This is a genomic window from Rhizobium sp. CB2179 (assembly GCF_057653455.1).
Genome location: NZ_JBYGKR010000003.1, coordinates 52,908 through 73,577, shown reverse-complemented (window position 1 = coordinate 73,577; position 20,670 = coordinate 52,908). Strand labels below are relative to the sequence as shown.

Here is a 20,670-nt window from a genome sequence, read left to right as displayed (position 1 = left end):
CCATGTTCGTAGCAAACTACTCGGCAGATGATCGCGCATATTCGCCGGTCGTCTGTGCAGAACTAAAGTTGCTCCGACTCCCGTTCGACCGCACGCCGCGCCCGGATCGCCGCCGCAACGAAGACCCGCGAAAGGCCATGATAAAGCGGTTCGCGCGAAAGAATGCGCGAAGTCACGTAACCGATCATGGACACTGCCATGATCGGGATGACTGCCTGATGATCGCCTGTCATTTCGAGGATAATGACGAAGGCCGTCATCGGCGCCTGCACGACGCCCGCGAAATAGCCGGCCATGCCGAGGATGGCCGCCAGCGCGACGCTGGTGCCGAGCAGGGAGCCGACGGTGCTGCCGAAACCGGCGCCGACGGCGAGCGACGGCGCAAAGATGCCGCCCGGAATACCTGACAGCATCGACAGGAAGCTTGCGGCGAACTTCTCGACGAAGAAGAGCAGAGGCAGGGCGTTGCCTTCGACCGCAGTTCGTGCCTGCTCATAGCCGGTACCGAAGGTCGTGCCACCTGATGCCACTCCGATAACTGCGATCGTCAGTCCGCAGGTGCCTGCAAGAGCCAGCATGCGCTTCAGCGGCTGTGGCTGCGCCCAGCGGCGGATCTTCTGGCCAAAGTGCAGCGCGAAACCGCTGAAGGCTGCCCCGAGCGCGCCGCCGCCGACGCCGCAGATCAGAACCAGTCCCCAGTCGCCAAGCTCCGTGGGTGCAGCCGATGCCATGCCAAAATAATTGTAGCTTCCGGAAATCCCGAGCGCGGCAAGGCCGGAGAGGATGACTGCCGTGAGCACCAGCCCGTTCGCCCGAGACTCGTAGGTCCGACTCATTTCCTCGATCGCGAAGACGATGCCGGCGAGCGGCGTGTTGAAGGCGGCCGCAATGCCCGCCGCCGATCCGGCAAGGATCAGCCCGCGCGCCTGCGCCATGCCACTGAACCGGGCAACAGCGAGCATGATCGACGCGCCGACCTGGACAGTCGGACCCTCGCGGCCGATCGAGGCGCCGGAGAAGAGCCCGAGCACCGTCAGTACGATCTTACCGCAGGCGATCTTCAGCGACAGCAGCCGGGTTCGGTCTTCGTCGTCCCTCAGGTGCCTGGCGGCAATCGCCTGCGGAATGCCGCTCCCCTGCGAGTTCGGAAACAGCCTCGCCGCCAGATAGGCCGAGAGCATGAAGCCAAGCGGGGTCAGCGCAAGTGGCAGCAGGAAGGCCCATTCACCGGAGGAGGTGAGAGACCCGAAGCCCTTCTGCGCCAGATCCGCAAGCTTCGCAAAGCCGACGCTGATCACCCCGATTGCCAAGGCCCCGCACCAAAACACCAGTCTTGGCCGCCAAATTGAGAAAGAGCCCCATAAGACGCGGGAGCGGCGAAAGAGCTTGGAATATCGATAGGATGGCGGCATGTCGGGCTCGGCGATGCGGGGCGGGGTTGTCCTTTACTAGCGCTATCGCGCCCGAAGATCACCCCCTTTGCAGCAGGTCGATCGCGGGCACGACCGCGGGCGCGCGCGCCGAGCACGGAGGCTCACGTTCAACCGTTCCGTCCAGGCTTCCCTAGGTCTAAATTCGTCGCATGGGAGCAGGCAGTCAGCCTACGTTTTCGTCGGCGGATCCAATGAAGATCGCGGCGAACCATGGTTCATCTCTCGAGCGGGCTATCGAACCTATCAGAGCCGCCGATAATTTTACTTCGCATGACCGTGGGTGTAATCTGAGGATGCTCTCCTGAGGCGTTTGAACGCCAAGGGCACCTGGCTCGCTCCGTGGTTCCCCCGCTGGAGCGGGTTTTTTTCTGCCGATCATCTCGGAAGAACTGACGATATAAGGCAGTGATAGACGCGGCATCCCAAGCTCCATCGCCTATTATGACAAGCGCTGATCGACACTGGATGTCCATCATCGTCGAACGTTACGACACGGGAACGATGTCGGGGGGCCCCCTGGAAATCCCTGCTGCTTTTAGGTATCCCTTTCCGGATGGCGTGTGCTGCGTGCGCCGCGGGCTTCCCCGAAATCGACGGAGACGAAGATCAACCTTCCAGAAGGGAGCGCGAAACCATGTCCTTGCCGATCACGACCGGTCGCATTCAATCCACTCTCCGCGGATATCTTGACAACGAGGCCTCCGGCGGCGTCGTCTTGATGGCAGCCGCGGCCATGGCCCTTGCGGTGGCGAACTCGTCGCTGGCGGAAGCCTATTTTCATGCCCTCCATCTTTACCTCGGGCCACTGAGCTTGCAGCACTGGATCAATGACGCCCTGATGGCCGTGTTCTTCCTGCTCGTCGGTCTGGAGATCAAGCGCGAAATGCTCGATGGCCAGCTCTCGACCTGGAGCAGGCGAATTCTTCCCGGTGCCGCCGCGGCCGGAGGAATGCTCGCCCCAGCCCTCGTCTATCTGGCTTTCAATGCCGGGACGCCAGCAAGCCTCCGCGGTTGGGCGATACCGACGGCCACCGACATTGCCTTCGCGCTCGGAGTGCTGTCGCTCTTTGGCAACCGGGTTCCGGCGTCCCTGAAAATCTTTCTGGCGGCGCTTGCCATTATCGACGACCTCGGCGCCGTCCTGGTCATCGCACTCTTCTATACAAACGGTGTCAACCTCCTGGCCCTTGCCGGAGCCGCCGCGGTTCTTGCCCTGCTGTTTTTCATGAACCGAGCCGGCGTGAAGACGCTGACGCTTTATCTCGGCCTTGGCGTCGCCTTGTGGGTGTTGATGTTCACCTCCGGGATCCACGCCACGCTTGCGGGCGTGCTGTTGGCCTTGACGATACCGATTAAGCTTTCTCCCGGCGCTCCGGAGGCTAGCGACGAAGAATCTCCGCTGCACCGGCTCGAACACCTGCTTCATCGACCAGTGGCATTCATCATCGTCCCACTCTTTGGCTTGGCCAACGCCGGCGTTTCCCTTCGCGGCACGTCCATCTCGAGTTTGGGAGACCCTCATACAATTGGCGTCGCCGCCGGACTGTTTGCTGGCAAGTTGCTTGGGGTTCTCTCCGTCGTTGGTCTCCTGGTGAAGCTACGTTTTGCGCAGCTTCCGGCAATGGCGAACTGGACGCAGATGACCGGTGTCGCGCTTCTTTGCGGCATCGGCTTCACAATGAGTCTCTTTATCGGTCTTCTCGCTTTCGATGACCCAGCCGTACAGGACAAGGTCAAGATCGGCATTCTGCTCGGTTCGGCGATCTCTGGCGTGGCCGGATCCGCGGTTCTGATGGCGAGCCGGCGGAAAAGCAGCCGGTCGTAGTCATCCACGAGTTCGCGGCGACGGCACTCGTGGACATCAAGTTCTTCGGAGGGTCTGCGCGCCGCGCCTCTTTGGATCCCACCTTCTCCGCCGCTTTCCTCGCTGCTGGAACAGGCGAACGCTTGCCATGTCAATGCATAAAAGACTGCACGCGAGCGGAAGGCGGGCCAGCATGTCTTTCGCGTACGCACATTGCGGCATTGCTGCGGTTTATCGCCCTCTCCCGAACTTGCCGGCTTGGCACGAATGGCCTCTCGACCGGCCAACTGCCCCAGCGGCCCGCCTAACGTGATGTTTGCGCCCTATGCGACCGACTGCATGACAAGCGATTGATGGCAATGCACGCCAGCGAGCACGCCTGAGGCGGAGGCGAGTGTGGCATTGTGCATGGCGCTTGCCGCATCGCCGGCGGCGAAGACACCCTTGATGGTGGTTTCCTTGTTCTCACCGGTGCGAATGACCGGCCCAAACGGGCCGTCGTCGAAGGCGCAGCCAAGCTGTTCGGCAACCGGGCTCGCCATCGAGGTTTTAGGCGCGACGAAGACGGCGTCGAGCGGCAGGATGCGGCCATCGGCGAGGCGAACGGCCTCAAGCTTCGGATCGTCGCCCAACAGTTCCACGATTGGGCTGCGCTCGATCCGGACGCCACGGCCAGTCAACTTCACCAACTGCTCTTCATCGGGCTCGAACAGCCCTTGAGTGAAAAAGGTCGTCGCACCCCAGTCCGGGATCATTACGGCCGAATGGGCCGAATGCGGATGGTTTGCGAGAACGCCGAGCTTGCCGCCGCTGACCTCAAAACCGTGGCAATAGGGGCAATGCAGCGCGGAGCGGCCCCATCGCTCCCGCAGGCCGGGGATTTCGGGCAGCGTGTCGCTGACGCCGGTTGCAAGCACGATGCGCGCGGCTCGTTCTTCGCCGCCGTCTTCGGTGCCGACAATGAAGGCGTCACCATCGCCCCGCGCGCGGACGACTTTCCCCTCGCGGATGGTGATCGTCGGATAAAGCGAAAGCTGCCGTTTGCCCTCCCGCATGATGGCCGCTGGCGTTTGTCCATCCTGGCCCAAGAACCCGTGCGAGGCTTCAGAAAACCGATTGCGCGGCGCGCCGGCATCGACGAGCAGAACCCGCCGCCGCGCCCGGGCGAGCTGCATCGCGGCCGAAAGGCCGGCGAAGTTTCCGCCGATGATGATGGCGTCGAACGGCATGGGGCTCTCCTTGGATATTGAACTCATGACTCAACATAAGTTACATGAACTGGCGCCGTCAAGCATCATGTTACTTGTCTTGTTACGATCGGGTTGCGATAATGAGCCGCCCGATCGACAGGAAGAAAACCATGCGCAATGACAGCCGCCTTTCACGCATGCTGCACGTGCTGATCCACATGGATAAGCACCAGCATTCGGCGACCTCCGACATGATTGCCAAGATGCTGAACACCAATCCCGTCGTCGTCCGCCGCACCATGGCCGGCCTTCGCGAAAAGGGCTACGTCCGCTCCGAAAAGGGCCATGGCGGCGGCTGGACGCTGGTGCGTCCGCTGTCCGAGATCACCCTGCTCGACGTCTACCGCGCCATCGGCGAACCACACCTCTTCGCCATCGGCCCGGCCGACGACCAGCCGGAATGCCTGGTGGAACAGGCGGTGAATGTCGTTCTCGGCGACGCGATGAAGGAGGCCCAGGCCCTGCTGCTGCAGCGATTGGACAGCGTCACGCTGGACAAGATCGCCGCCGACTTCGAGGCAAAACTGACCGCGCGCCCGGCCACATCCTATTCTTGCGCTTCCTGAGCGGGGATTACGTCCTGCGGTAGTGGAATAACGGTCTTTGTCGATGCCGCTTTGGGCGAACGAGCCGGCCGAACCGTCACCTTGCAAGCGCACAAGCTGTGTCGTTTCCGCATCACTTTCTGTAAGGTTGCAAATATCCGCTTGGCAATGGCGAAATGCTTCGGTACAAAACGCTCACCGCTTTAGTTCAAACATAGGGAGGCGTTGCATGCCAGCAATCATCGAAACCTTCCCTTGCGAAATGTCCCGACACTAGGTCATTTCCACTCGCGGCCCGCCGCAAGCGCGCCCGACACGCGGTTTTCCCTTAATTCATAGCCCGATTGATCTGAGGGGGTTATTTCGTCTCCCGCTTGGGCCGTGCCATCCAACTCTCTATCCTGAGGACCGGCTGCCGACACGGCGCCGAGCGATTAAAATGACTCGCAAGAAGCTCGATTTCCGCGCCGATGCCTATCGCCATGTGCTCGGCTTTGTTTTCCATCATTGGCGCCATCGGCCTTTACTGGTGGGCATTATTGTCGTGCTGGTCATTGCCAGCACCCTGGCCGAAGTCATGGTGCCGGTGTTTTCCGGCCAGATCGTCGATGCCATCGCCGGCGGCAACGCGGCTGAGCGGGCGCTGCGCGCCTTCGTCGTTGTCGTGGCGCTCGGCCTGACCAGCGTGGCACTGCGCTGGTTCATCTTCAACGGCATCATCCGGCTGACGCTGCGCACCATGGCGGATGTGACGAATAACGGTTTCCACAAGGTGCAGCGGTTTTCGACCGACTGGCACGCCAACAGCTTTGCCGGTTCGACAGTGCGCAAGATCACCCGCGGCATGTGGGCGCTCGACCAGCTCAACGACCTGCTGCTGGTCGCACTGCTGCCCTCCATCGTCATGCTGGTCGGCGCCAGCATCGTGCTCGGCAGCTACTGGCCGATCATGGGCCTGATCGTGGCCGCGGGCTCGCTGATCTATATCGGCGTGACCGTGGCGCTTTCCATGGGCTTCGTGTCGCCGGCGGCACGGCTTGCCAATGCCTGGGATACCAAGCTTGGTGGCGCGCTGGCGGATGCGATCAGCTGCAACTCGGTGGTCAAGGCCTTCGGCGCCGAAGGCCGTGAAGAGGTGCGCCTGCGCCAGGTGATGGCCAGATGGGACAGCCGCACGCGACGGACGTGGAAGCGCGGCACGTTGAGCGGCACGATCCAGGGTTTCCTGATGGTTTCCATGCAGGCCGGTATTCTGGGAACGGGCCTGATCATGTGGCGGCAGGGGCTGGCGACGCCTGGCGACATCACCTTCGTGCTGGCGATGTTCTTCGTCCTACAAGGTTATCTGCGCAATGTCGGCCAGGATATCCGCAATCTGCAGCGTGCCGTCAACGACATGGAGGAACTGGTGCTGCTCGACAAGATGCCGCTCGGCATCGAGGACAAGCCCAACGCCCCGCCGATCGAGATTGGCGAGGGCGAGATCGTCTTCGATCGCATCACCTTCCAGTATGGCGCCCATCCCACGCCGCTTTATGACGACTTTTCGGTCACCATCAAGCCGGGTGAGCGCGTCGGCCTGGTGGGACATTCGGGTTCCGGCAAGACGACCTTCGTCAAGCTCATCCAGCGCCTCTATGACGTCAACTCGGGCCAAATCCGCATCGACGGACAGGATATCGCAGCGGTCAGGCAATCAAGCCTGCGCGGCCAGATCGCCATCGTGCAGCAGGAGCCCATCCTGTTTCACCGTACGCTGGCGGAAAACATCGCCTATTCCAGGCCGAACGCCTCGCGGCGCGAGATCGAACAGGCGGCGAAACAGGCGAGCGCCCACGACTTCATCATGGACCTTCCCAAGGGCTATGAGACGATGGTGGGCGAACGCGGCGTCAAGCTGTCGGGCGGCGAGCGGCAGCGTGTCGCCATTGCCCGTGCCTTCCTGGCCGACGCACCGGTGCTGATCCTCGACGAGGCGACGTCGAGCCTCGACAGCGAAAGCGAAGTGCAGATCCAGCAGGCCATGGAACGCCTGATGAACGGCCGCACGACGCTGGTGATCGCCCATCGGCTGTCCACGGTGCGGGCGCTCGACCGGCTGCTGGTCTTCGACAAGGGAAAGATTGTCGAGGAAGGCGACCACCAGGCGCTGATCCGGCTCAATAACGGTATCTATCGCCGGCTGTTCGAGCGCCAGGCGCTGGAACTGACCAAGGGTCTGGTGGCGTGAACCAAAACGCGAGAGCGCCGCGTCTTTTCGAGAGCCGCGGCGCTGTAGCACTTTGAATGGCTGCATGATTTTAGCCCTAAATCGATGGCGATTTCAGGAATCACGCAAGTCAGGCCGATGCTGTCCTTTACGTCTTCCGGTAAAGGAAATAACGGCCTTCCTTGATGCCGTCAGGCAGCGGCAGCCCCACCAGCTCCGGATGCTCCAGCGGCAGCCCGCTGACGGCGATGCCGTTATGGGCAAGCACGCCGGCCATCAGTTGCGGCAGCCAGGTCAGCGTCACCGCGTCGATCTCGTCATGGCCGGTGCCGATATCGGCATGGGCAAGGGCCGCGCCGATGCCGACGAAGGCCTGGCCGGACTCGCGGATATTGCCGGTCACCATGTCTTCTGCCGCTGGTGTCGAGGCCGAATAGGAACGGACTTCCCAGTCGAAAGCGACGATGCGCCGGCCGGGAAAGTTCTCGCGCAGATGATCATAGGTGCGGCCGTTGCCAAGGCCTAACTCCAGCACCGGGCCTGGCGTTTCCCCCACCAGATCGATGATCGAGTTCAAAATGTCTCGCTGGGCCGTCAACCGGCGAATGAAGCTGTCGAGGCGGCTCATCTAATCTATATCCGTCATGAAATCGTCGGCGGTCCTGGTGGAACTCCAGCAAAAGTGCGAGAGCGGTTTTGCGTCCGGAATTGCGTAAAAACAAAAAGATAGAGCGTTTCCGTGGGTCCGAAAAAGCACGAAATGCTCTAGCACATGAAACCTTGCCACGTCGATTGCCGTAAATGGGAATTGGCGTTGCAGTGGCGACATGGGTCTGTGCTAAGCTGGACGATATGAAAACCGTGACCGACGAAGATTTCTTTGCCGAAGTGCCGCTCTTCAACAAATTCGAGGGCGTGACCGACGCCGCCAACTACCGGCCGCTGCCGGATGGTTGGGTGCTGGCGCTGGCCGACATCGTCGGCTCGACGGCGGCGATCGCCGCCGGCCGTTACAAGGACGTCAACATGGCGGGCGCCAGTGTGATTTCAGCGGTGTTGAATTCCGTCGGCAAGGGCGATTATCCCTTCGTCTTCGGCGGCGACGGCGCGCTGATTGCGCTTCCGGGATCGTTGGAAAAGCCGGCGCGCGACGCCCTTGCCGCCGTGCAGGTCTGGGTCGAGGAGGATCTGGGCCTGACGCTGCGCATCGCCATCGTGCCGGTCGCCGACACCCGCGCCGAGGGCCTCGACGTCCGCGTCGCCCGTTACTCCGTAAGCCCTCATGTCACCTATGCGATGTTCTGGGGCGGCGGCACCAGCTGGGCCGAAAGACAGATGAAGCTCGACCGCTACGGTATCGATCGCGCGGCCCCGGGAACACGCCCGGATCTGACCGGCCTTTCCTGCCGTTGGAGCCCGATCGACGCCAGGCACGGCGAGATCGTCTCGATCATCGCGGTGCCCGGCGAAGGCCGGCCGGGACAGGAATTTCGGGACCTCGTCAACGGCATCGTCGCCATCACCACCGAGCAGAACCGGGACAGCCACCCGGTGCCGGCGGATGGTCCGGACCTTGCCTTCTCGCTGCACGGCATCAACCGCGAGGCCAAGGCCACCGCGCCGGCTGGTCGGCGATTGCGGCAGAAGCTCATCATCTTCCTGCAGCTCGCCATCACGGTCGTGTTCTACAGGCTCGGCATTCCACTCGGCCGCTTCGACGCCCGCCGCTACAAGCGCGACGTCGCCGGCAATTCCGATTTCCGCAAGTTCGATGACGGGCTGAAGATGACGATCGACGTCGACGCCGAACATCTGAAACGGATCGAGACGCTGTTGGAAGCGGCACGCGCCAAGGGCATTGCCCGCTACGGCCTGCATCGTCAGGCCTCGGCGCTGATGACCTGCTTCGTGCCGACGCCGATCTCGCGCGACCACATGCATTTCATCGACGGCGCGGCCGGCGGTTACGCGGTGGCCGCAAGCCGGATGACCGGCAAGGTGCTTGCGACGGCGCCGCATCAAACGTGATCGCCCGAAGAAAAATAAACCCATCGCTTTGACGGCGACGGGCTGATCTCGCGTTGGTTCAAGCAAAGACTTTATCGTGAACGGCAGCGACCGGTCCGCGTGGTTTCCTTGTCGCCGTCATCATAGGCAATACCGATCTTCTCGCCGCCAAGCGAGGTGATCTTGCCCGCATACCAATCGCCAGCACCCTTGTAGTTGCACTCTACCTTCATCCCGATGACCCAGTCGTAAGGACGCACATCGCTCAAGGAAACAGTTTCCTTATCGCCGTCATCATATCGGATCGTGACCTTCCCGCCCGAGGCGCTGTCGATTACGCCAGGGAACCAATAACCGGCCCCCTTGTAGTTTCCGAGAACCCAGTCGCCTTTGGTCTGCGCGGATGCGACAGAAGCGCAGGAGCACATGACACCGATTGCGATAGCCGCGGCAACAAAACTCTTCAAGATAGTCCTCCCTCGAACTCATCCAATCCGCCCCCGAAATGGTTGTGGCAAGATCAGCAGCTTAAAGCGCGGTGATGAAATCTGCCTTAACAAAAGAAAGGGAGTAAGTCCGCTCACCATCGGAGAAGATTGCGGTTGGCGTCGTAGCTATAGGCTTGCCAGAAAGCTTCTTGATTTGATTAAGGTGGTGGCTGGTCGAAAGGCCGGTGTTGACGATACCGGACAGACGGGGGTCGTGCGTGTTGTCAAGGTAGCATGTCGCCCGCAAACCATTGATCGGGCGCCGAAGAGCGAACCGCGGCCAACGCCTTTCGCGTTTACGCCGGATGACACCTGCCACGTCTTCTAACTCGACGACTCGCCGCGGATCGAGTGGTGCCAAGACATCGTCGAAAAATGAAACCATTGTCTCAAGGTCGCGAGCGCCGATCATGATGTGACTGAACATGGTGAGTTCCCGTGTCAAAAAGTCCGCGACGCGCCGCGAATCTACGGTCCTTGTAGGGATGGGAGATCTGACTTCGCTGTCCGGCAAGAGAAGGTAGCTGCGCGCCGGAAGATTCCAGCGCTAGTTCATAACTGGCGGAGAACGTCCTCCGTCGACGAGATTTCCAACTGCACCGAGAACCTATCCCCCAACAATTCGAGCGAGGCGTCATGAGTATCATCGGCACCGCTACAAACGGCGTCCTTCAGAAGGATGACACGATAGCCAAGGTCAATAGCTCCAAGGGCTGCAGCCAGCACACATACGTCCGTCTCCCCGCCCGAGATCGCGAGGGTCTGAACCCCTTCCCCTGCCAGGACGCGGTGAAGCTCGCCGGTGGTCCACGGAGAATAGGTCATCTTGTCGAAGATCCGGGCGGGTGGAACCAACGCCTTGAGTGACGGGACGAGATCGACCATGTCTGGTCCCAGTCGTTCGAGGGTCATGGTGTCCCATTTCTCGTAGTAGCTCCGCCACATGCCATGCATGTCCTCTGCCCGCTTGGGCGGCACGAAGCGCGTGAACACCGTGCGCTGCGGATAGCGCCGCGAAATTTCCTGGATCTGAGGCGAGACCTCCTTCATCCACGGCACATGCCAGGGCGTGTTTTCCGCGAACATCCGCTGCATGTCGATGCACAAGTGAATCCAGTGGCTGTCGTTCATCGTCTCCTCCCTCCAACACGAACCAACATCACAGACTGCGGTTCCCAACGGCGGCCGACGCTTTTCACCCCGCTCTTTCGTCGATCGGCGCCACGGGCAGCGCGCGTTTGTGCGCACTTGCCCAGTAAGTTTTGAGAATACGCTTCCTTGCTGGCTCGGCGATCGCCTTCCCCTCGAGAAAATCATCAATGTTGTCGTAGGTGACGCCATAGACATCTTCATCGGGACGAAGAGGCGCGTCAGATTCAAGGTCCGCAGTCGGCACCTTGAATACCAGTTCCCGCGGAGCGCCCATATGCTCGGCCATGGCCCTCACCCGTCGCTTGGTCAGGCCGGCAAGCGGCAATATGTCAGCTGCTCCATCGCCGAACTTTGTGAAGAACCCCATGAGAGCTTCGGCCGCTTGATCAGTCCCGATCACCAATCCTCTGGTTAACCCAGCCAGCGCGTACTGCGCGACCATTCGCTGGCGTGCTTTGATGTTGCCGAGATGGAAATGTTTGCGAGCCGGCTCCACCAGATCTTCTCCCTCGGCCATGACCGCGTCGAGCATGGCGTCTGCTGCTGGCTGTATATCGACCGTGACGACACGATCCGGGCCAATGACGTCTAGCGACTTTTGCGCGTCTGTCTCGTCGGCCTGGATACCATACGGCAGTCGAACTGCAATGAACTGCGCATCGCATCCATCCGCTCGAACTTCCGAGACTGCGGCTTGCGCGAGTAGACCGGCGACAAGCGAGTCGACGCCACCGCTTATCCCAAGAACGAAAGTTCGGCAGGAAGCCTGGCGCAGATAACGGCCCAGGAAATCGATGCGACGCCGAACCTCAAGCGCCGCATCGAAATCGGCGGTGACCCCGAGTGTCCGAGATATTGACAGCTGGTCTTGGTCCATTTGATCCGTAGCCTGTTTGGCTTATCGTTATCTGCCGAGGTAACTCAGGACAGCAGAGGCTGCTCTTTCTTCCAGTCCCGGTAAGGGGTCAGCATTTGCCCAGGAAAGCGCCGCTCGATCTCTTCTTCCACGAGCGTAATCCGTGACAGGGTTTCCTCCCTATCCCTGATGTCATGCTCGCTATGCTTTTCCAGCGAGCTCATGGCAGCAAAAACCTCATCGCTCGTCATCGCCTCAAGCCGGGTCGCGAAATCCGAAACGTCCTCGTTCAAAATGTCATTGGCTACCATTACTGCTCTCCCTGCTTGCGCTGCAAACCATGGGGATATGAAATTGTTCCTTCTCTCGGAACTCGATTGCGTCGCGAAAGTTTATGGGGCGATCGACAACGGGAGCATCCTGCATGAAAAAAACCCTCATTCTGGCATCTATCCTCATGGCAACCGCCGGATCCGCTACCTTCGCCCAGTCCACGGCCGAGAAAACCGGCGTCAACTCCGTGATGGGTGTCGCACCGAAGACCGAAGATTTCGTCGTCGAGGCGGCCAGCAGCGACATGTTCGAGATTGAATCCAGCAAGCTCGCCCTGGAACGGTCGGACGACAAGACCAAGGCATTTGCACAGCAGATGCTGACCGACCACCAGAAGACGTCGGACGAGTTGAAGGCTATGGTCACATCCGGAAAGGTGAAGGGGACGATCCCCGCAGCCATGTCCTCTTCTCATCAGGGAATGCTAGACGATCTGGCGAAACTTCAGGGCGATGACTTCACCAAGCAGTATCATTCTGACCAGGAAGACGTGCATGAGGACGCGGTCGATCTATTCAAGCGTTACGGCGACGAGGGTGAAAATGCCGAGCTGAAGGCTTGGGCGGCAAAAACCCGGCCGGCTTTGGAGCATCATCTTCAGATGGCAACGGAGCTGAACAAGTAATCGTGTACCCGCCCCCGCTAGTATGGCGGGGGCTTTTTCTTGGTCAAGCTATGCTGATCGGCTACCACGCTTCGCACGAGCAATTCTCTCCTAGGCAGCTCCTGGAGCGCGTCCAGGCAGCGGAGGGGCCGGATTTCAGGCTGTGATAACCTCGGATCACCTTGCGCCGTGGAGCTCGAGGCAGGGGAATTCCGGGAATAACTGGGCCCCGCTCGGCGCAGTCATGGCGAAAACAACAGTCCCGTTCGGGAGCCTCGCCATACCGGGAAGCTGGTGCTGGCTCACCCCATCGCAATCCTGTCCGAAATGTTCCCGGATCGATTGCGCTGGGTCGCCATGGGCAGTGGCGAAGCGTTGAATGAGACGGCCGTCGGCCGCGGATGGCAGAGAAGGCGGAACGGAACCTCAGCACAGAGGCTGGCGCCGAGATGATCAGACGCCTGCTAACGGGAGACGTTTTGAATTGCGATGCCTTGGCTGCGTAAACACATCGGCTCTTGCGAAAACTCGCCGCGCCTTCGCTGTCAAATCCCGAAGGTGGCTGCCAGCCGAATTGATGTGGCCCGCCCGTTCGTGGATGCAGGCGATTGCGTTCGCCGCCCCGACTTGCCCGAGGGCTTCACAGGCCTCCTCGTAGGCCGATGGGCTGACCCCAACATTTGCCGGATGGTGACGGCAGCCGCCATCATGTCCCGCCCGCTACTGATCGAGCCGCCTGGCCCATATGCGGTTATCTCGGGGCAGGCCCCGCAAAACTATCGACAACGGAAAGACTTCCGGTTCGCCCTTTCCGCTCTGCTCGCTTGTTTGGCTCGGATCTTTCGCCCTTGAATTGATTCCGAGCAAAGGCGTTTCCATCATGCCTTGATGACGTGATCGGCCGAAAGTCCGAGCCGGTTGAAGACGTTGCGCGTGTCGATGATCAGCGGGGCGCTATTTGCGAGCGCCGTATAATCCACCCTGTCGTGATCGGTCGAGACCAGCACCGCATCATAGCCGGCAATGGTATCAGGCGTCAGCGTCACCGACTTGCGGCCTTTCAGCGCCTGGTATTCGCGCGTCGGCGGTATCTCGGCGACGAAGGGATCATGGTAGTCCGCGTGTCCGCCACGCTCCTCGATGATCTCGATCAGCCGCAGCGACGGGCTCTCGCGGATATCGGCGACGTTCTTCTTATAGGCGAGCCCGAGCACCAGCACCCGGCTGCGGCTCAGCGCCTTGCCGGCGCGGATGTCGAGTGCTTCGGCGAGTTTGCCGACGATATAACGCGGCATTGCCGAATTGATCTCGCCGGCGAGCTCGATGAAGCGGGTCGGCAGCTCGTATTCGCGCGATTTCCAGGTGAGGTAGAAGGGATCGATCGGGATGCAATGACCGCCAAGGCCGGGGCCGGGATAAAACGGCATGTAGCCGAAGGGCTTGGTCTTGGCGGCGTCGATGACTTCCCAGACGTCGATGCCCATGGCCGCGTAGACGGTCTTCAGTTCGTTGACGAGAGCGATATTGACCGAGCGGAAGATGTTTTCGGTGAGCTTCACGGCCTCGGCCGTCGCATTCGAAGAGACGGGAACGACCGAGGATACCGCCGCACCATAGAATGCCTTCATCAGCGCCAGCGCCTCGGGCCCGTCGCCGGCGACGACCTTCGGGATCGTGGCGGTATGATAATGCTGGTTGCCGGGATCCTCGCGCTCCGGCGAGAAGCCGACGAAGAAGTCCGAGCCGGATTTCAGCCCGGTGCCTTCGAGAATGACCTTCACCACGTCATCGGTCGTGCCGGGATAGGTGGTCGATTCCAGCACGACGAGCTGACCGGGGCGCAAATGCGCGGCGATCGAGCGCGACGTCGCCTCGACGAAGGAAAGGTCGGGATCGCGATGCTTGGTGAGCGGCGTCGGCACGCAGATGATGACAACGTCGCACTCGGCAAGTCCGGCGAAATCGTTCGTCGCCTTGAAGCGGCCGGCATCGATCTCGGCCGAAAGTGCTGCGTCGGTCACCGAGTCGATATAGGAGCGGCGGGCATCGAGCGCCACCATCTTGCCCGGGTCGATGTCGAAGCCGGTGACAGCAAAGCCGCTGCGCGCCACCGCCATCGCCAGCGGCAGGCCGACATAGCCAAGCCCGATGATGCCGGCGCGAGCCGTGCGAGTTTCGATCTTCTGCAAAAGCGTATCGAAGGAGGAGCTGGCCAAGGCGGGATCTTTCAAACGGGGAAGAGAAGGTTGATCTAATGCATGATCCAGGCAAATTAAACCCAGGCGCGGATCTTCCTCTTGCGCTGGCGGTGCTGCTGTCCTGTTCGCGTCGATGACTGCCCCTCGTCAGCCGATCTCCTAACAGCACAAGGCCCTTGGTCGGGTGTTGCGGAAATGACTCAGGCCATGCTGTTTGCTGCAACTTCAGCGCACAAAAAAATATAGATCCCATTGTTTCGCACTTGCAGCATCCCTATTTTGACTTTCGATATTGAACCACCTGGAAAGGATTACCCGTCCGATCCCGCCATGGGGAGTCGAGGGGCGCCGCCGCCGGGCTTTCGGCGGATCCGTTGACACAATAATACCGCTCGTACATCCTGATTTCCTTGTGACCTGCGCATGAAAATGGGCCGGCCGGGGGGACTTTTGGCTCTTGGGGATGGCGTGCCTTATGAGGATCATACCGAGAATGAGCACGATCGAATCCAGCGTGTCGTCCATCCTGTTGGACCGGGTCGCTGAATGGCTGACGAACTCTTCGCTGGCCGGAGACGAGCTTGAAAACATTGTCCGCGGTTTTTGCGAAAGGCTGACTGCCGCGGGCCTGCCGCTCGCGCGCGTGCATCTTTCCTTTTCGATGCTGCACCCGCTCTACGATGCGCTGAGCTTCACCTGGCGGCGCGCCAGCGGCGTCACCATCGAGGGCTTTCGCATGCCCGCGGGGCAAAAGCCGGACCGCTTCCTGCAGAGCCCGTATTATTACCTGCTCGACAACAATCTGCAGCACATCCGCCGCCGGCTGATCCAGGATGGGCCGAACGAATTTCCGATTTTCGAGGACCTGCGCAAGGACGGCATCACCGATTACCTCGCCTTCGTGCAGCCCTTCGGCGACGGCTCGGTGCAGGGCATGATGGGTTCCTGGTCGACGGACCACAACACCGGCTTTTCCGACGACATGATCGATGCGCTGCTCAGGATGCAGAACCATCTGGCGGTCGCCGCCAAGATGGCGGTGCTCGGCAAGCTCGCCAACAACATGCTGACCACCTATCTCGGCGGCGACGCCGGCAAGCGGGTGCTGAACGGCCAGATCCGCCGCGGCGACGGTGAGACGATCCGCGCCGCCCTCGTCATGGGCGACATGCGCGAATCCACCGTCTATGCCGAAAAGGAAGGCCGCCAGGCCTATATCGACACGCTGAACCAGTTCTTCGACGCGATCGCCGCCCCCTTCAACCGCAATGGCGGCGAGATCCTGAGTTTCCTCGGCGACGGCTTTCTCGCCGTCTATCCTTGCGGACGCCACAAGGACCCATCGAAAATTGCCTGCGAGGCGGCGCTTTCGGCCGTGCATCAGGCGCAGGCGCGGGTCGCCGAACTCAACAGGGACCGCGAGCAGAAGGGCCTGACCAGGGTCGGCTACGGCATCGGCCTGCATGTCGGCAACGTCATGTTCGGCAATGTCGGCCTCAAGGACCGCCTGACCTTCTCGGCCTTCGGCTCGGCGGTCAACGAGGTCCAGCGTCTGCAGATCCTGACCAAGAAATATGGCCGCGAGGTCGTGGCCAGCCAAGCCTTCGCCGGCTATTGCGGCGGCGAGTGGACGACGCTCGGCGAAGAGAAGCTGCGCGGCATCCGCCAGAAGGTGACGGTGCTGCAGCCGCGCGCGCCGGCGCCGGCGATCAACGTCGACGAGAGCTTCCGCGAGGCCGTGCAGAACGGACTTTCGGAAGCCGAGCAGGTCATTCTCCTGCATCGCGACGCCAAGAAACATGTCGAGCGCACCAGCATGGAGAAATTCATCCAGTAACGGCCTAGAACCCTTGTCATAATCCGCGCGCCTCGCCTTGGGAACTTCGGCGGGACGTGGGGGTTTTTCTATGATTGTCATCAGCTAGACACCCCGTTTGCGGTACGATAGTGTGACTTAACGGGAACATAGAAGACTGGGGAATTTCATTGGTATGGCGTCTGCAGCCGATCTGTTGCGTATTGAAAATCTCGACGTCTCCTTCTCGGTTTTCGGTGACCGGTTACGCGTCGTAAAACAAGCCAATCTTCGCATTCTTCCGGGTAAGGTCACCGCTCTCGTCGGTGAATCCGGCTCGGGAAAATCGGTGATCAGCCAGTCGATCATGGGCATCTTGCCCAATCCGGCCAAGGCCACGGGCAGCATCCTGTTCACTGATCCGCTCGACGGCAGCACGACCGATATTCTGTCCTTTCCGCGCGACAGCGAGGAAATGCGCGACCTGCGTGGCCGGCGCATGGCGACGATCTTCCAGGAGCCGATGACCTCGCTCTCGCCGCTGCACACGATCGGCAACCAGATCAGCGAAGTGCTGCTGATCCACACCGAAGCCGACAAGCGGGAAGCCCGTGAAAAGACCGAGGAGATGCTCGGCCTGGTCGGCTTTTCCAACCCTCATCGCACCTACGACATGTATCCGTTCGAACTGTCCGGCGGCATGCGCCAGCGCGCGATGATCGCCATGGCGCTGATCTGCAAGCCGGCGCTGTTGATCGCCGACGAGCCGACGACGGCGCTCGACGTGACGATCCAGGCGCAGATCCTGGAATTGCTCCGCGAGCTGCAGGCCAAGCTCGGCATGGCGATGCTGCTCATCACCCACGATCTCGGCATCGTCGCCAACATGGCAGACGAGGTGGTCGTCATCTATCACGGCGAGATCATGGAAGCAGGACCGGTCGAAGCGATCTTCCGCAATCCGCAGCATCCCTATCTCAAGGGCCTGATGGCCGCCGTTCCGCATTTCGACATGAAACCCGGCGAGCGGCTGAAAGCGCTGCGCGATGTAACGGTGAATCTCGAAGCCCTGGTCGGCAAGAAGAAGCCGCTGCAGGCGGAGGCGCCGGGCATCCTGCTATCCGTCGCCAACCTCTCGAAGACCTACAAGACGCGCAAGCGCGGTTTCTTCGGCAAGCATGAAGCCACCGTCCTGCGGGCCGTCGACGACGTCAGCTTCGACATCCGGCGCGGCGAATGTCTTGGTCTGGTCGGCGAGTCCGGTTGCGGCAAGACGACGCTCAGCAAGATCCTGATGCGCGCCATCACGCCGGACAGCGGCGCGGTGGTGTTTAACGACGGCAAGGAGGTCGTCGACGTCCTCTCCGTCAAGGGCGCCGAACTGCAGGACATGCGCACCAAGATCCAGATGGTGTTCCAGGATCCGGTCTCCTCGCTCTCGCCGCGCATGACGGTGCGCAACATCCTGAGTGAACCGCTCGAGATCCATGACCGCGGCGACAGCGACGAGCGCAAGCGCAAGGTCGAGGGGCTGATGGCGGCGATCGGCCTCGACAAGCGTTATCTCAGCCGTTACCCGCACAGTTTTTCTGGCGGCCAGCGCCAGCGCATCGGTATCGCGCGCGCACTCGCGCTCGGCCCGAAGCTCGTCATTCTCGACGAGCCGGTCTCGGCGCTCGACGTCTCCGTGCAGGCGCAGATCCTCAATCTGTTGAAGGACCTGCAGAAGGAACTGGGGCTTACCTATCTGTTCATTTCGCACAATCTCGCCGTCGTCGATTACATGGCCGACCGCATCGCGGTGATGTGCAAGGGCCGCATCGTCGAGATCGCGCCGCGCGAGATCATCCTGCGCGATCCGGTGCACCCCTATACGAAATCGCTGCTCGCCGCCGTCCCCTTCCCCGATCTCGACCGGCCGCTCGATTTCAAGGCGCTCAGGGAAAACGGCGCCGCCGACAAGCAGAATTGGGGCGTGACCTTCACCGCCGAGCACGACGACGCTTCCGAGCTTGCCTATGCCGACCTCGGGGATGGCCATCTGGTGCGCGCCCGCAAGGGCGCCGATATCAGGGAGTTGCGCTGATGGTGACGCGTCGCGTCTTTCTCGGCGGCCTCGTCGGTGCGGCGATCGCGCCAGCTGCGCTTCGCGCCGGACAGGCCAGCGAGCCAGAATTCCTCAAGGAGCGGCTGACATCAGGCAGCCTGCCGCCGATGGCCGAGCGCATTCCCGCCCGCCCGCGTATCGTCAATCTCAAGGAGATGGGGCTCGAACCCGGCGCCTACGGCGGCACGGTGCGCACCATTATCGGCAGCCAGCGCGACATCCGCTTCATGACGATCTACGGCTATGCCCGCCTGGTCGGCTACAACAAGCACCTGCAGTTCCAGCCGGACATCCTGGCTTCCTTCCAGTCCGAGGACGACACGGTCTTCACCTTCACGCTGCGCGAGGGCCATAAATGGTCCGACGGCCAGCCGTTCACGGCCGACGATTTCCGCTACTGGTGGGAAGACGTCATTCTGAACGACAAGCTGACGCCCGGCGGCGGCGCGCTGGAGCTTCGTCCGCACGGCAGCCTGCCGCGCTTCGAAATGCTCGATCCGCTGACCGTGCGCTACACCTGGGAAAAACCCAACCCGATGTTCCTGCCGACGCTGGCCGGCCCGCAGCCGCTCGTCATCTTCGGCCCCGGTCATTATCTCAAGCAGTTCCACAAGAAATTCCAGCCGGACCAGGCGAAGATGGACGAGATGATGAAGACCTACCGCGTCAAGAAGTGGCAGGATCTGCACATCAAGATGGCGCGTTCCTACCGTCCGGAAAATCCGAACCTGCCGACGCTCGATCCCTGGCGCAATACGACGCCGCTGCCGTCCGAGCAGTTCGTCTTCGAGCGTAACCCGTTCTTCCACCGCGTCGACGAGACCGGCAGGCAGCTTCCCTATCTCGACCGTTTCATCCTCAACGTCTCTTCCTCGTCGATCATCGCCGCCAAGGCCGGTGCGGGCGAAGCCGACCTGCAGGTAACCGGCATCGATTTCAACGACTACACCTTCCTGAAGGAGGCCGAGAAGCGCTTCCCGGTAAAGGTCAATCTCTGGAAGCTCGCGCGCGGCTCGCGCATCACGCTGCTTCCGAATCTCAACTGCGCCGACGAGGTATGGCGCGGCCTCTTCCGCGACGTGCGCCTGCGCCGCGCTCTGTCGCTGGCGATCGACCGGCACGAGGTCAACATGGTCGCCTTCTACGGCCTCGGCACGCCAAGCGCCGACACCGTCCTGCCCGACAGCCCGCTCTTCAAGCAGGAATATGCCGACGCCTTCGTGAAGTTCGATCCCGACGAAGCCAACCGTCTGCTCGACGAGCTCGGCTTGACCAAACGCGGCGACGACGGCATGCGGCTTCTGCCCGACGGGCGGCGCGCCGAGATCACCGTCGAGACCGCCGGCGAGAGCAATCTCGACACCGACGTGCTGGAGCTGGTGCACGACCACTGGGCCAATATCGGCCTGGCGCTTTATACCCGGACCTCGCAGCGCGACGTCTTCCGCAACCGCGCCATGAGCGGTTCGATCATGATGTCGATCTGGTACGGCCTCGACAATGGCGTGCCGACGGCCGACATGTCGCCGGCCGGCCTTGCGCCGACGCTCGACGATCAGCTGCAATGGCCGCTCTGGGGCATGCATTACCTTTCCGCCGGCCAGGAGGGCGTCGCACCGGATCTGCCGGAGGCAGCCGAACTCGTCGACCTGCTTGGCCAATGGGGCTCGACGGCGAAATTCGAGGAGCGCCAGGTGATCTGGCACAAGATGCTGTCGCTCTACACGCAGCAGGTCTTTTCGATCGGCCTCATCAACAGCACGCTGCAGCCCGTTCTTTGCGCCGCCAAGCTGCAGAACCTGCCGGAGAAAGCGCTCTACGGCTTCGATCCCACCTCCTATCTCGGCGTCTACATGCCGGATGCATTCTGGTACAAGGAGGCCTGAGGC

Annotated in this window: 17 protein-coding genes and 1 pseudogene; 8 read left to right on the top strand and 10 right to left on the bottom strand. The window is 61.4% G+C overall.

The features are described from left to right. Positions 1-62 precede the first annotated feature (62 nt). Positions 63-1,412 carry a chloride channel protein gene (locus tag AC244Q_RS28615; RefSeq protein WP_128407510.1) on the bottom strand — a complete coding sequence of 450 codons (1,350 nt, stop codon included), beginning with the start codon at positions 1,410-1,412 and terminating at the stop codon, positions 63-65. A 655-nt stretch (positions 1,413-2,067) separates the two neighbouring features. Here AC244Q_RS28615 and nhaA point away from each other — a divergent pair. Beyond that, on the top strand, positions 2,068-3,258 hold the full coding sequence (nhaA, locus tag AC244Q_RS28610; protein ID WP_128407509.1) for a Na+/H+ antiporter NhaA: 1,191 nt from the start codon (positions 2,068-2,070) through the stop codon (positions 3,256-3,258). Positions 3,259-3,560: 302 nt separating this feature from the next. On the opposite strand, the gene AC244Q_RS28605 is transcribed toward nhaA, so the two are convergent. Further along, positions 3,561-4,466 (bottom strand): NAD(P)/FAD-dependent oxidoreductase, encoded by a 906-nt coding sequence (locus tag AC244Q_RS28605; protein ID WP_128407508.1) that lies wholly within the window; start codon positions 4,464-4,466, stop codon positions 3,561-3,563. Between the two features lie 131 nt (positions 4,467-4,597). Between AC244Q_RS28605 and AC244Q_RS28600 the strand changes: the two genes are divergently transcribed. Further along, a complete protein-coding gene (locus AC244Q_RS28600; RefSeq protein ID WP_128407507.1) occupies positions 4,598-5,053 on the top strand; it encodes an Rrf2 family transcriptional regulator in 456 nt (151 codons plus the stop codon). Positions 5,054-5,471: 418 nt separating this feature from the next. After that, positions 5,472-7,262 carry an ABC transporter ATP-binding protein gene (locus AC244Q_RS28595; RefSeq protein WP_128407506.1) on the top strand — a complete coding sequence of 597 codons (1,791 nt, stop codon included), beginning with the start codon at positions 5,472-5,474 and terminating at the stop codon, positions 7,260-7,262. A gap of 127 nt (positions 7,263-7,389) precedes the next feature. Here AC244Q_RS28595 and AC244Q_RS28590 read toward each other — a convergent pair whose 3' ends face one another. Continuing rightward, on the bottom strand, positions 7,390-7,869 hold the full coding sequence (locus tag AC244Q_RS28590) for a class I SAM-dependent methyltransferase (RefSeq protein WP_128407024.1): 480 nt from the start codon (positions 7,867-7,869) through the stop codon (positions 7,390-7,392). A gap of 224 nt (positions 7,870-8,093) precedes the next feature. On the opposite strand from AC244Q_RS28590, the gene AC244Q_RS28585 reads away from it, so the two are divergent. After that, positions 8,094-9,269, top strand: coding sequence for a DUF3095 domain-containing protein (locus AC244Q_RS28585; RefSeq protein ID WP_128407026.1), 1,176 nt, complete (start codon positions 8,094-8,096; stop codon positions 9,267-9,269). A 71-nt stretch (positions 9,270-9,340) separates the two neighbouring features. Here the strand turns inward: AC244Q_RS28585 and AC244Q_RS28580 are convergent, their stop codons facing one another. The 5 genes from AC244Q_RS28580 to AC244Q_RS28560 form a co-directional block, all read right to left on the bottom strand. Beyond that, positions 9,341-9,715 (bottom strand): tudor domain-containing protein, encoded by a 375-nt coding sequence (locus AC244Q_RS28580; RefSeq protein ID WP_003553546.1) that lies wholly within the window; start codon positions 9,713-9,715, stop codon positions 9,341-9,343. A gap of 61 nt (positions 9,716-9,776) precedes the next feature. After that, the gene (locus tag AC244Q_RS28575; protein WP_245460548.1) at positions 9,777-10,163 is read right to left on the bottom strand and encodes a VOC family protein; all 387 of its coding nucleotides are present in this window, start codon (positions 10,161-10,163) and stop codon (positions 9,777-9,779) included. 125 nt (positions 10,164-10,288) lie between these two features. Then, entirely contained in the window at positions 10,289-10,867 is a 579-nt protein-coding gene (locus tag AC244Q_RS28570) for a cysteine hydrolase family protein (RefSeq protein WP_128407027.1), read from the bottom strand. Positions 10,868-10,931: 64 nt separating this feature from the next. After that, positions 10,932-11,765, bottom strand: a complete 834-nt coding sequence (gene nadE / locus AC244Q_RS28565) for an NAD(+) synthase (RefSeq protein ID WP_128407028.1) — start codon at positions 11,763-11,765, stop codon at positions 10,932-10,934. Between the two features lie 44 nt (positions 11,766-11,809). After that, positions 11,810-12,055 (bottom strand): hypothetical protein, encoded by a 246-nt coding sequence (locus AC244Q_RS28560; protein ID WP_003553537.1) that lies wholly within the window; start codon positions 12,053-12,055, stop codon positions 11,810-11,812. 113 nt (positions 12,056-12,168) lie between these two features. Here AC244Q_RS28560 and AC244Q_RS28555 point away from each other — a divergent pair, with 113 nt between their 5' ends. After that, positions 12,169-12,702 carry a DUF4142 domain-containing protein gene (locus AC244Q_RS28555; protein ID WP_003553535.1) on the top strand — a complete coding sequence of 178 codons (534 nt, stop codon included), beginning with the start codon at positions 12,169-12,171 and terminating at the stop codon, positions 12,700-12,702. A gap of 507 nt (positions 12,703-13,209) precedes the next feature. On the opposite strand, the pseudogene repC reads toward AC244Q_RS28555, so the two are convergent. Both repC and AC244Q_RS28545 read right to left on the bottom strand, forming a co-directional pair. Beyond that, positions 13,210-13,500: pseudogene (gene repC / locus AC244Q_RS28550) on the bottom strand (replication initiation protein RepC); the annotation flags it as partial. 59 nt (positions 13,501-13,559) lie between these two features. Further along, positions 13,560-14,897 carry a nucleotide sugar dehydrogenase gene (locus AC244Q_RS28545; RefSeq protein WP_017996820.1) on the bottom strand — a complete coding sequence of 446 codons (1,338 nt, stop codon included), beginning with the start codon at positions 14,895-14,897 and terminating at the stop codon, positions 13,560-13,562. A 475-nt stretch (positions 14,898-15,372) separates the two neighbouring features. Between AC244Q_RS28545 and AC244Q_RS28540 the strand changes: the two genes are divergently transcribed. The 3 genes from AC244Q_RS28540 (at position 15,373) to AC244Q_RS28530 (ending at position 20,667) form a co-directional block, all read left to right on the top strand. Next, a complete protein-coding gene (locus AC244Q_RS28540; protein ID WP_003553531.1) occupies positions 15,373-16,716 on the top strand; it encodes an adenylate/guanylate cyclase domain-containing protein in 1,344 nt (447 codons plus the stop codon). Between the two features lie 154 nt (positions 16,717-16,870). Then, positions 16,871-18,760 carry an ABC transporter ATP-binding protein gene (locus AC244Q_RS28535; RefSeq protein ID WP_128407029.1) on the top strand — a complete coding sequence of 630 codons (1,890 nt, stop codon included), beginning with the start codon at positions 16,871-16,873 and terminating at the stop codon, positions 18,758-18,760. After that, on the top strand, positions 18,760-20,667 hold the full coding sequence (locus tag AC244Q_RS28530) for an ABC transporter substrate-binding protein (protein ID WP_128407030.1): 1,908 nt from the start codon (positions 18,760-18,762) through the stop codon (positions 20,665-20,667). The genes AC244Q_RS28535 and AC244Q_RS28530 overlap by 1 nt, the downstream gene beginning before the upstream one ends. Positions 20,668-20,670: the final 3 nt, after the last annotated feature.